This is a genomic window from Streptomyces sp. NPDC059398 (genome assembly GCF_042751845.1).
Classification (GTDB): domain Bacteria; phylum Actinomycetota; class Actinomycetes; order Streptomycetales; family Streptomycetaceae; genus Streptomyces.
Genome location: NZ_JBHYWP010000100.1, coordinates 1 through 11,655, shown reverse-complemented (window position 1 = coordinate 11,655; position 11,655 = coordinate 1). Strand labels below are relative to the sequence as shown.

General features: G+C 70.6%; 11 protein-coding genes. 1 reads left to right on the top strand and 10 read right to left on the bottom strand.

From position 1 onward, the window contains the following. Positions 1–130: 130 nt before the first annotated feature. The 8 genes from ACFXBC_RS28375 to ACFXBC_RS28340 all read right to left on the bottom strand — a co-directional run bounded on the left by ACFXBC_RS28375 (position 131) and on the right by ACFXBC_RS28340 (position 9,004). Positions 131–865 (bottom strand): dienelactone hydrolase family protein, encoded by a 735-nt coding sequence (locus tag ACFXBC_RS28375; protein ID WP_385030482.1) that lies wholly within the window; start codon positions 863–865, stop codon positions 131–133. Positions 866–1,163: 298 nt separating this feature from the next. After that, the gene (locus ACFXBC_RS28370) at positions 1,164–2,588 is read right to left on the bottom strand and encodes an RICIN domain-containing protein (protein ID WP_385030479.1); all 1,425 of its coding nucleotides are present in this window, start codon (positions 2,586–2,588) and stop codon (positions 1,164–1,166) included. Between the two features lie 225 nt (positions 2,589–2,813). Beyond that, positions 2,814–3,392, bottom strand: a complete 579-nt coding sequence (locus ACFXBC_RS28365) for a dihydrofolate reductase family protein (protein ID WP_385030476.1) — start codon at positions 3,390–3,392, stop codon at positions 2,814–2,816. An 85-nt stretch (positions 3,393–3,477) separates the two neighbouring features. Further along, complete coding sequence (locus tag ACFXBC_RS28360) at positions 3,478–4,119, bottom strand: hypothetical protein (protein WP_385030473.1); 642 nt, start codon at positions 4,117–4,119, stop codon at positions 3,478–3,480. A gap of 551 nt (positions 4,120–4,670) precedes the next feature. Beyond that, a complete protein-coding gene (locus tag ACFXBC_RS28355; protein WP_385030523.1) occupies positions 4,671–6,077 on the bottom strand; it encodes a hypothetical protein in 1,407 nt (468 codons plus the stop codon). After that, the gene (locus ACFXBC_RS28350; protein WP_385030470.1) at positions 6,067–6,654 is read right to left on the bottom strand and encodes a DUF6114 domain-containing protein; all 588 of its coding nucleotides are present in this window, start codon (positions 6,652–6,654) and stop codon (positions 6,067–6,069) included. The genes ACFXBC_RS28355 and ACFXBC_RS28350 overlap by 11 nt, the downstream gene beginning before the upstream one ends. A 97-nt stretch (positions 6,655–6,751) precedes the next feature. Then, positions 6,752–7,393, bottom strand: a complete 642-nt coding sequence (locus ACFXBC_RS28345; RefSeq protein WP_385030467.1) for a DUF6230 family protein — start codon at positions 7,391–7,393, stop codon at positions 6,752–6,754. Between the two features lie 633 nt (positions 7,394–8,026). Then, positions 8,027–9,004: a tetratricopeptide repeat protein gene (locus ACFXBC_RS28340; RefSeq protein ID WP_385030464.1), complete on the bottom strand. Its 978-nt coding sequence runs from the start codon at positions 9,002–9,004 to the stop codon at positions 8,027–8,029. Positions 9,005–9,394: 390 nt separating this feature from the next. Between ACFXBC_RS28340 and ACFXBC_RS28335 the strand changes: the two genes are divergently transcribed. Further along, positions 9,395–10,072, top strand: a complete 678-nt coding sequence (locus ACFXBC_RS28335; RefSeq protein WP_385030461.1) for a TetR/AcrR family transcriptional regulator — start codon at positions 9,395–9,397, stop codon at positions 10,070–10,072. Between the two features lie 100 nt (positions 10,073–10,172). Here the strand turns inward: ACFXBC_RS28335 and ACFXBC_RS28330 are convergent, their stop codons facing one another. Together ACFXBC_RS28330 and ACFXBC_RS28325 are read right to left on the bottom strand one after the other, a co-directional pair. Further along, positions 10,173–11,180 carry an SDR family NAD(P)-dependent oxidoreductase gene (locus ACFXBC_RS28330; RefSeq protein WP_385030459.1) on the bottom strand — a complete coding sequence of 336 codons (1,008 nt, stop codon included), beginning with the start codon at positions 11,178–11,180 and terminating at the stop codon, positions 10,173–10,175. After that, positions 11,177–11,655: glycosyltransferase (locus ACFXBC_RS28325; RefSeq protein WP_385030456.1), on the bottom strand; the 479-nt coding region annotated here is incomplete at its 5' end. The genes ACFXBC_RS28330 and ACFXBC_RS28325, both read right to left, overlap by 4 nt.

The window sequence follows — 11,655 nt, the reverse complement described above, 5'->3', positions numbered from 1 at the left end:
GCCGCCCGGGCGCCCCCCCCCCCGGCCCCCGGGGGGGGGCGCCCCCCCGCCGTTGGCCCAGGCTGCGGGCCCTTCAGCTGTGGGCCTTTCAGCTGTCGGCCTCAGTGCCGGGCCCGAGCCGCCGGGGGCCTCAGCTGCCGGTCAGGGTTCCGTCGAGGAGGGGGAGCAGGCGGTCCCAGTGGCGCCGCAGTCCGGCGGGGTCGAAGGAGTCGGTGTCGGACATGGTGAAGCCGTGGACCGTGCCGGGGTAGATCTCGGAGGTGTAGTCGGCCCCCGCCGTGTCCAGGACCCGGTTCAGCTCGCCCAGGGCCTCCGGTGTCAGGTCGCTCTCGGCATGGCCGAAGTGGATCCGGGCTGTGATCCCGGCGAGGACGTCGGCCCCGGCCGCGCCCACGGGACCGTGGAACGCGGCGACGGCGGCCACCCGCCCGGGGTGGGCCGCGGCGGTGCGCACCGCCAGGAGACCGCCGATGCAGTAGCCGGTCACTCCGACCGGCCCGGCGGCCACCTCGGGCCGGGTGGTGAGGAACGCGAGGTAGGCGGCGGCGTCCCGCAGTGCGCGGTCGGCGGTGTGCGCCTCGATCAACGGCATCAGCTGGGCGAACACCCCGGCCCTCGCCTCCTCTCCGATGTGCTCGGGAAGGTCGATCAGCGGGGCCGGACCGTGCCGGTAGAAGAGATGGGGGACGAGCACGTAGTACCCGTGCCCGGCCAGTTCGCGGGCCATCTCCCGCAGTACGGGCCGGATGCCGAAGCCGTCCGCGTACATCAGCACCCCCGGGTGCCGCCCGCCGTGGTCGGGGAAGGCGGCGAAGGCGTCGGCCGGACCGTCCGGGGTGGGGATCTCCAGTGTTTCGATGGGCATGAACTCTCCTGTCGTGGTTGATGAGTTGAGCCTGTGATCAACACGACGGAGGCGGAGCCCGCGCGGCAGCGCACGGTCCCCGGCAGGACAGCGGGCCCGCACCGGCCCGTACGGCGCTCAGCGGAGCACCGGGTCACCTGTCCGTGAGTGGCGCGATGCCGTCCCGGTATGCATGGCCGCACAGCGTAGCCCACGCGCAGTGACGCGCCCCCGACCGGCGGGACGGACGTACGGGAGCCACGCCCCCGGCCCGCTGCCGAGAGACCGGCCCCGCGCGGCGGACGTTCCCGGAGGGACCCTAGAACCCCGGGGATGCCTTGAGGATGTCCCACTCACGGTCATCGGTGTTGCACTGATCGATCGTGAGGCGGTTCTCGTCGGAGGACTGGCTGAGGAAACTCTCGCCCTTGACGCTCAGACAGAGGTCTTTGCTCAGGTAGTTGTGGAGGTAGTAGTGGCCGTCCGACTGTTTCTCCATCCACCACAGCTGGTTGTCGGCCTTGGTGCCGTCACAGGTGAACTCGGCGACCGGTGTCCCCGCCGGCCTGGCCCCGTACTCACCCAGGTCCATGCAGAGATGATCATTGGTGTTGCGGATCGTGAAGAGGCTGTGGTCGTTCGGGCCGCCGTGCGCGTAATGGATCTCGAAATCCCAGACCTGGTTGTCCGTTTCCGGAGGGGCGCAGTCGTTCTCGGTGACCGGACCGTTGATCTTGCCCTTGTCCCTGCCGGGGAGGTCGGCGCAGAGCTTGGTCACCGCGTTCCGGATCAGAACATGCTTCAGGTCCGCCGGATCCTTCTTCTTGGGCGCGCCGCCGCCTCCACCGCTGCCGTTGCCTCCGGCCCCGGCGCTGTCGCCGCCTGCGCCCGGCTTGGGGGCGTCCGGTGAGGGCGGCGGATCCGAAGGTGTGGGCAGGTTGGGTGTCGGGGTGGGTGTGGGGAGTGCGACGCCCGCTTGCTGGAGTTTCTCGGTGGCGCGGGTGGCGACCTGGGGTTTGTGGGTGAACCAGTACATGACGAAGACGATGGCGACGGCCATGAAGACCGCGAAGAGGGTGGCGAGCCAGCGGGGCAGGAAGCCGCGCTGGACGTAAGTGCCGTCGACGTCCAGGGGTTTGGTGCCCGAGCGCTGGATGGCGAGCTTGTACGGGCGGTCCTGTTTGCGGCCGAACCAGATGATCTGGCGGGGCCGGAGGGTGGCTTTCACGAAGGCGGCGCGGCCCGGCTCGATCTGGACGTTGGCCGGGTACATCTCGTACGTGAGCTGGTCGCCGTTCTCACTGCCGTTGACGGAGGCGGTGAGTTTGGTGTTGCCGAGGTTGTCGATCGCGAGCTTGGGGCGTCCGCGGAAGCGGCCCTTGACGGTGTGCGGGACGAGCTCCGCGCGGATCTCGGAGAACGGGGTGATCGTGACGTTGCCCTCGGGGACGGTGGTCGCCTCGGGGTGCTCGGTCGGGATGACCTGGATGCCGTACGGGTTGGGTCCCGCGATGGCGTCGGGGGTGCGCGGCGGGGCGAACGTGAGGGTCACGGTGCCGGTGGTGCCGGGGAAGAGACGGATGGTCGGTGGTTCGACGGTCACGTACGGGGCGAGGTCACCGACGGGTACGCACCGGTACTCGTCCACGACGTCGCCCGTGTTGCGCAGCCGAAGCCGCACGGTGGCCGTACTGCCGGGGTCCACGGTGGTGGACGCAGGCTCCAGAGAAGTCCAGATGCTCACGCGCCGGACACTAGTCAAGGGCGTGACGTCGTGTCACCAGGCTGGGGGGCAGCCCCATTGCCCCGTGCGGCCACTCCGGCTGCCCTCGGCGCCGTGCGACCCGACCACACCGTCCGGCCGCACGGCAACTCCCCGTACGCACGGCATCGACGGTGCGTACGGCACGCCCCGTACGCAGCGCCCCGTACCGCACGGCACCGTCGGCCACCGCAGTCCGGTGCCCGGTCACTCCGGGGCCGGTTCACCCGCCCGCCGGTAGTGCAGCAGCACGACGCCGTTACCGAAGACACGGGACTCGGCCAGGTCGAGGCCGACGGTGGACCCGGCCACGGGGAAGAGCGGGGTGCCATCGCCGACGATCACGGGGTGGACGTAGATACGGAACTCGTCGATCAGCCCGTGCGCCATGAAGGAGGCGGCGAGACCGGCGCCGCCGAGCGACAGGTCCCCGCCCGGCCGGTTCTTGAGCGCCCGCACCTCGGCCGGGATCACCTCCCGTACGACGGTGGTGTTCCAGCCGGCCCGCTCCAGGGTCCTGGAGTACACGATCTTGGGCATCTCGCGCCAGATGGCGGCGAACTCCTTCACCGGCTCACTGCCGGCCGGGTCGGCGTCCGCGGTCGGCCAGTAGCCGGCCATCAGCTCATGGGTCACCCGGCCGTCGAGGAAGCCGCCCACGGTCGCCAGGTACGCGTTGAAGTGGCGGTGGAGTTCGTCGTCGACCCGGTGCCAGCTGATGTCGCGACCCGGCCCCTCGATGTACCCGTCCAGGGACACCGACATCATCAGGATGATCTTTCGCATCGTGGCCTCGTGGGGGTCGGCGGGAGTGTCCCGGCGGGAATGTCCGGCGGCCCGGAGAATACGCCCGAGGTGCCCCGGAACCCCGTCACCCCGCCAGGGCCGCGGCCGGCTCGCCACCCGCCCCCGTCTGCCGGGAGCGGACCAAGGCGGCCACCCCGACGACCAGCGCGACCCCTATGGCCAGCAGGTGCTCGCGCCCCGCGAGGTTCGGCCGGAGCACCGACTGGACGACGATCACCCCGGTGGTCAGCGCGGCCAGCACCGGGGCGCGCCGGACCACGGCCAGATAGGTGAAGAGCCCGGCCACGGCGGCGGAGGGGCCGGTGTCGAGTACATGCGCGGTCTCGGGCGGCAGCCCCAGCGGGCCGTGCCCCAGCGCGATCATCGCGCGGGCGCCGAGAGTGCCCGCGAGGGACGTACCGCAGGCCAGCAGCAGGGTGCGGGTGCGGCCGACGACGAGTTCGGCGAGCGCGAAGGCGAGGAACAGCTTGGGCAGTCCCGCCCAGACGGGCAGCCCGGGGTCCGTGAGGACCAGGGAGACCGGCGTACGCAACAGGACCAACGGGAGGGGCAGATCGGCCCGGACCTCGCCGGTCAGCCGTATCGCGGTGGCGCCCGCGTGGGTCCGTATCAGCTCATGCACGACGATCACCGCGAGGACGGCCAGCACCCCCAGCGCGACCCCCGGCACCCCGCGCCGTCCGAGCGTCCGCACGGGCTCGCCCACGATCCGGCGCCACTCGCCGCGCAGCAGGTCCTTCCCGTAGGCGGTGAAGCGGGTCGGGGTGAGGCGGTTCGGGGCGGGTCGGGGCGGGGCAAGGTGCGGTGGTATTCGGTCGCCGGGCTCTCGTGGTGTACGCCCGGCGGACTCATCCGGTATGCGGTCGGCGTGCCCGCGCGCTGTGCGCCCGGAGGATCCATCCGGTATGCGGCCGACAGGCCCGCGCGGTGTACGCCCGACGGACCTGCGCGGTATCCGGCCGACAGGCCCCCGCGGTGTGCGCCCGGCGGGCCCGCCGTCATCGTCCGACGTCCGGCAGCCGTCGACAGCCCCCACCGCTCACTCCCCACGCTTCCCGCCCGCCACCCGGTGGCGCGGGCCCCGGCCGCGCCACTGGACATGTGCACGGCTCCGGTGATTCTGCCGCACAGGCCGGCCGCGCGGTTGCCCGGTGCCCCGCGGCGGTTCCGCCCGCATACGGCTGTGACCCGCCCCTCCGTTTCGAGGGGCGGGCCACAGCCGTTTCCGCGGCTCCCGGAAGTTCTCGCTCCGGCGGGTCAGGCGCCGGTGAAGTAGTTGTGGAGTCCCGGCACATGGAGCGTGCCGCCGAACTGCCCTGCCTGCTTGACCGTGACGTTGGTGAAGAACGCGAACGGTACGTTGATCGGCGGCGGCGTATCGGGGCTGAACGTGATCGGGATGAGGCCGAAGAGGTTGCCCTTCAGCGACTCCGTGTACATCGTGACCTGGCCGTCGCGGATGGTCGACGTCGAGCCCGACGCTGCCTGCACATGGCCGGTCGACCCGTTCGGGCCGACGGTCATCTGGTGCAGGTCCTTGATGTCAAGCGAGGACGCGGTGAACTTCAGGACCTTCTTGATCTTGCCGCTGCCCGTCCGGACCTCGACGATGCCCTTGTAGTCAAGGCCGTTGAGGGTCAGCATCGAGCTCTTCAGCGTCCACGGGTCGTCGGGCAGCGCGGGGATGCCTTTCTCCTCGTCGGCCGCCGCGAGCGCCTTCGGGTCGGCGGTGGGGCACGGGTAGGACGGCTTGGCACCGTCCGGGACGGCCGTGTCCTTCTTCGGGTCCAGGCCCTTGGCGTCCGCGGGGAGTTCCTTGACCGGCTTGCCCGCCTCGGCTGCGGCCTCGCGGATCTTCTCGGCGGTCTTGTCGGCCGTGGTCTTCGCCGCGCCCGTGACCTCGTCGACCGTCTTCCCGGCGGTGTCCGCTGCCTTCTTGTCGGCGGCCTTCTTCTCGGCGGCCTTTTTCTCGGCCGCCTTCTTCTCCGCGGCCTTCTTCTCCGCGGCCTTCTTCTCCGCCGCTGTCTCCCCGGACTTCTTGGACGATGTGGAGGAGGACGGGTCAGCGGACGAACTCGCCTTGTCCTTGTCCGGGTTGAACAGGTGCTTGAGCGCGTCACCCACACCCAGCGGGTCCAGCGGGTTCTTCGTCTCCGAAGCGGACGGCGAGGGGCTGGACGAAGGGGTGCCGTGGTCCGAGGCGGAGGAACCGGACGTAGAGCCCAACTTCTTGGCCGCACCGTTCTCGTCCGCCGATGGAGTGGCCGAGGGGGACGGAGTGTCCGAGGCGTCCGCGGACTTGTCGTCCTTCTTGGTCTCGGCGTCCTTCTTGGCCTTGTCGTCCTTCGCGTCCTTGTCCGACGCGCTGTCCGACGGGCTCGGCGAGTCCGACGGCTTCGCCGAGGGGCTCGGGTCGTCCGAACGGGACACACACGGGCCGGCCGCGAACGGGATGTCGCCGTGGTCGTCGGCCATCGCCAGCTTGGGGGTGAGTCCCATCCCGACGAACACCGCGGTGGGCATGGCCGCCAGGGCTATCGCCTTGCTCGCGGGTATGTGCAGCTTCGTCAGCAGCGACTTCCGGGGGGCCGCGTGACGGCCGCCTCTTCTCTCCCGGTAGTCGTCGCCTTCGGTGGTACTCAGCTGCGCTTCGTCACCCCGCACGGTGCCTCCCACCGTTGGCATCCACTGTCGTGTCCTTGTCATATCCGGCCGACTTCTGCTCAGGGACGGCCGGAGCGTGGCCGAAAGGAGAGAAGTCGTCCGCGGGAGCGGTGCCTCCGGGCACGCTTCCGTACGGAGTCCCGCCCTCGGAGCCGCCCTGGGCGGGCACCGCCGGATCGGCCTCCGGCTTCGCGGGGGCCCAGGAGAGCGAGAGCGCCCCGCCGATCATCGACAGCAGGAAGCCGATGATGAAACCGCCGATGTTGGCCACCGGGAGCGAGATCAGCGCGAGCAGGATCGTCGCTATTCCCGCGAACACCCGCACAACGCCGTGGAACCACATCGTCAGGCCCAGTGTCACGAGCAGGACACCGATGATCAGCGACCCGGAGCCCGCCGTGGTGGACATCGCGAGCGTCACATTCCCGAGATGCATATTGGCGTACGGGAAGTAGGCGATCGGTACGCCACCCAGCACGGTGAACAGGCCCGCCCAGAAGGGTCGGCTCCCCCGCCAGGCGCGGAAGCGAAGCCTCCAGTAGGAGAAATCGCGGGAACCTGTGGACTCGGCGCTCATGGAAAACAGCTCCCTGGTACCGGTGTTGCTGTGAAAAGTGAAGAGGGTCGGGCGGCCAGGAGACTGAACAGCCCGCCTCCCGGCCGCCCTGGCGTGCTCAGTAGCACTCGTTTCCGGCGCCGGTCCCGTGCTTCAGCTTCAGGGTCAGGTTGCTGAGCTTGAAGGTGCCGGCCGTGGTCGCCCACGCCGTCTGCTTCACATTCGTCAGCACGGCCCTGTCGGCTCGCTGCGAGAAGCCGTTCCCGTTGACCTTGCTCTCGGTACCCGGCTGGATGCCGGAGTCCTTCGCCGCGACACCGATGTCGATGTGCCTGAAGTCGGCGTCAGCCTTGAGGTCCGCTACGTCGATGTAGAGATCCTTGGCTACGACCGGCCTCTTCGAGTCGGTGCCCGCGCGCAGCTGGAGCGTGATGTCGCCCAGGCCGAACGGCAGGTTCGGCGTGACCACCGACTGACACAGGTTCTGGATCTTCGCCCTGCTGAACCCCGACACGGCCACCGCGTGAGCGGCGTTCTTGCCGTCCAGCGACTTGCCTGTCGCGACGCTTCCGTACTGACGGAAGTCGTGCCCGTCCAGGCTGTCGGCACTGACCTTGAAGCTCTGACCCGACACGCTGAACGAAGCGGCGAGCGCACCCTGCGCGAGGCCGACGCCCACCGCAGCGGTGGCGACCACGCTAGGCACCATGACAAGCGCGAACCGCTTCCATCTGGTTCCGCCACGTACCTGGGAACTCACTTAGTTTCCTCCTTCTCGGACGTACATCTCCGGATCGGGTTCGAAGCCCGTCCTGGGATGGGAGAAGTGCTACGTCCTCGGGAAGGAGAGCGCCCGGTTCAGAAGCGCGAACCGCGTCCGAAGCACCGGCGATCACCCCCGAGCGACAACCACTGGCCACGCCTTCGCGCAACCGCTGGACAGGCCCCGCCGGGTGGCAGGAACCCCCCTGTCCCGCAGCCGGCGCCCACTGCCGCCGACCGGCTCGGTGGGGACCCAAGCGGCCACGCCGCGACCGGTTGCCGCGCTGGTGCGTTATTGGACCGAGCCTGGCCGATCGTGGTGCATTCGCGGCTGTGGCACAAGGGGTTCGTTACCGGCTAGTAACGCCGGGATAACCGAACCGCGACCGGCCGATATCGCCCGGGCACACAGGGTGGAGCCGACGGCGGCGCCACATCGGGTGGTAGGCGCCCATAACCGGGCAGAAGGACGTACTTGATTTACTCGGAGTAACAGACGGCCGCAATTGCCAAGCTTTGGCAAAGTACGGCCGCCGGTTATCGCTGTGTCGCCAAATCGTCAGCGGCAACCCGCCGACACCGCGCGTTTAATGACTGTTCAGAAACGGCTGACGCCCCTTCAGAACCAGCGTCAGAACAGCACCCGCGCCAGGGCGGAACGCGCCGCGGTCACCCTCGGGTCTTCGGAGCCGATGACCTCGAAGAGCTGGAGCAGATGGACCCGCGCTGCCTCGCGGTCGCTGCCCGCCGTGCGCTGCACAGTCTGGACCAGACGCCCGAAGGCGTCATCGACATGACCACCGACCAGATCGAGATCGGCGGCGGCGAGCTGCGCCGGGACGTCAGCGGGCTTGTCGGCCGCGTCCTTCCGGACCTGCTGCGGGTCCAGGTCCTTGACCCGGCCGAGCAGTTCGGCCTGGGCGAGACCGAGCTTGGCCTCCTCGTTGGCCGGGTCGTCCGAGAGGACGCTGCGGTACGCCTGGACCGCACCGTCGAAGTCATTGGCGTCCAGCGCCTGGACGGCCGTTTCGAGCAGCGCGTCATAGGGACCGGCCGGGGCTTCGGCGGGCTCGGCGTCCGCGGCGGGCGGCTCCGCGTCCGGGTCGACCGGGATCCCGGTGAGGCCGAAGCGCTCCTCGCCGACCTGGATCAGCTGGTCGAGGGTCTGCCGGATCTGGGCCTCCGGCGCGGCGCCCTGGAAGAGCGGCAGCGCCTGCCCGGCGACGACGGCGAAGACGGCCGGGATCCCCTGGATCCCGAACTGCTGCATCAGCATCTGGTTGGCGTCGACATCGACCTTGGCGAGCAGGAAGCGGCCGCTGTACTCGACGGCGAGGCGCTCCAGCAGGGGGCCGAGCTGCTTGCAGGGCTCGCACCACTCGGCCCAGAAGTCGATGACGACCGGGACCTCGGCCGAGCGCTGGATGACATCGCGCTCAAAGCCGGCCTCGTCGACATCGATCACCAGCGAGACGGGCGACACCGGAGTTGCTCCGCCCTGCCTGGCGGTCTCGGCCCGCGCCTGCTCCGCTTTCTGCCGGGCCTCGCCGGCGGCCTTCACTGCGGCGAGGTCGACGACGCCGCTCATGGACATGTTCCTAGGCTGCATACGTACATCCTCCCCCCTCCACCACTCGTTCAGGAAAGCCGTTCAGCAAGCTGTCGGCGAAATCCGCCGGTGGTGCGGGACCGGCCCGTCCGTACACCCCCCGCCGGATGCGGGGCGTACGGGACGGACGCGGACCGTCGGCCCGGTGAGGGGCCCGGACGGGCGCAGGGTCCCCACCCTGGCGCCCATGGCTCTTTCGTGCTGTTCTTCTGTCACCCGGTTGTCGCGTGGTCGTCGCGTGGTGCTCGTGCGGCCGGGGCGCGCTTGCGCCTCCTTACGCTACGACTCGTAGCGTAACTGGTCCACCGGGAACCACGGGCGTAAATCCTCCGCCGGTTTTCCGTGATCTGACTCACGGCGGCTGAGCTACTGACCGGTATGGTCGCGGTCATGCCGCTCAGCAAGCCCACCCGAACGGGTCGCCCACGCTCCGCAGAGGCCGATACCGCGATCCTCGTGGCGACGAGAGCCGCGCTGGTCGACCTGGGCTGGTCGAAGCTGACCATGGGCGATGTGGCGACCCGCGCGGGGGTGGCGAAGACGACGCTCTACCGGCGCTGGTCGCACAAGAACGAACTGGTCGTGGACGCCGTGGCGGTCCTCTTCGACGAGCTGGAACTGCCCGACCGCGGCAGTCTGGCCGCCGACATCGAGGGGGTGGTGCTCCAGTTCGCCGCGCTCCTCGCCCGGCCTGAGACCAAGACCGCGCTGATGGCGGTGGTCGCCGAGTCGATCAGTGACGAGGCGCTGCGCGCCCGGATCCGCTCGGCCATCGTCGACCGGCAGAAACGGCTGGTGACCATCGGCCGTGAGCGGGCCCAGGCCCGGGGTGAACTCCCCTTCGAGGAGGACCCCGAGACCGCGGCCCGGCACACCGACCTGATCTTCGACGTGGTCGCGGGGGCCGTGGTGCACCGGGCGCTGGTGAGCGCGGAACCGGTGGACGGGGAGTGGGCGCGCGAGTTCACGCTGCTGCTCTGCACCGGGCTGAGCGCCGCCGCCGAGCCTCCGGCCCCTCCCCCGCCCCCGTCCATGGCGCCGGATCCGCCCCCGGCGCAGCCCGGGTGATTCCCCGGCCCCCACCCGTTCTGATACCCGGCAGCGGTCCGCCGCGCATGAGAACTGGGGCGGCCCGCGACGCATCAGAACTGGAGCGGTCCGCAGCGCATCAGACCTGGTAGCGGTCGGCCGCGAAGAGGTGCAGATTCTCCGCGATCCACTCCGATGTCCGCTTCAGCCCCTCGGCAAGCGGGACCTCGGGCTGCCAGCCGGCCCATGCACGGGCCCGCGAGTTGTCCGACAGCAGCCGCTGGACCTCGCTGCCCGACGGGCGGAGCCTGGCCGGGTCGACGACGACCTCCGCGTCCCGGCCGGATGCCGCGATCAGCTCCCGCGCCAGCTCCCCGATCGAAATCTCCTGCCCGGTACCGAGGTTGACGCTCTCGCCGAGCGCCCGGTCGCACTCCGCCAGCGCGAGGAAGCCGCGCGCCGTGTCCGTGACATAGGTGAAGTCACGGGTCGGCGTGAGCGATCCGAGCCTGATCTCCCGTGCTCCGGCGTGGAGCTGGGCGAGGATGGTGGGGATGACGGCGCGCGCCGACTGCCGGGGTCCGTAGGTGTTGAAGGGCCGCACCACCGTCACCGGAAGTCCGAACGCGTGCCAGTGCGAGAGCGCCATCATGTCCGCACCGATCTTGGACGCGGAGTACGGGGACTGCGGCTGGAGCGGGTGCTGTTCGCTGATCGGGGCGGTGAGCGCCGTCCCGTACACCTCACTGGTCGAGGTGTGCAGCAGACGCCGTACGGAGTGCCTGCGGCAGGACTCGGCGATGTTCTCGGTGCCGGTGACATTCGTGGCGACGTACGCGCCGGGGGCGTCGTAGCTGTACGGGATGCCGATCAGCGCCGCGAGGTGGAAGACCGTGTCGCAGCCGGCCACGGCGTCGTCGACCCGGCCTGCGTCCCGGATGTCGCCCGCCACCATCTCCACCTGGGAGCTGCCCAGATGGCGGGCGAGGTGGCCCTTCTCGCCGTACGGCTTGTAGTGCACGAAGGCCCGGACCCGCGCGCCCTGTTCGACCAGCAGGTCGACCAGGGTGGAGCCGATGAAGCCCTCGGCTCCGGTGACGAGGACGGTGCGGTTCTGCCAGCGGGAGGTGGCCGGGGACAGGGTCATGAGGTGAACTCCCTTGCGTGGGACAGGACCCGGGCGGCAAGCAGATCCGCCGCGCGGGCATGGGTGGAGGGGCCGGCCGCACCGCTCATCGCGGCGAGCCGGGCGGGGTCGGCGAGGAGCGGGCCCGCCACATCGGCGAGGCGCTCCGCCGTCGTCTCCGCGTCGGGGACCAGCACCCCCGCCCCGGCGTCACTCAGGACGCGGGCGTTGTGGGTCTGGTGGTCGCCCGGCGCGTGCGGATAGGGCACGAGGACCGCGGGCACCCCGGTGGTGGCCAGCTCGGCGACGGTGGCGGAACCGGCCCGGCAGACCACCAGGTCGGCCGCCGCGTACGCGAGGTCCATCCGGTCCAGATAGGGGACGGCGCGCGCGATCCGGCAGCCGCCCTCGTCGGCCAGCCGGGCCCGCGGGCCCCCCCACGCGCGCCCGCGCGCGGGGTGGTGGCCCGAGGGGGCCGCGCGGGCCCGCCCGCCGC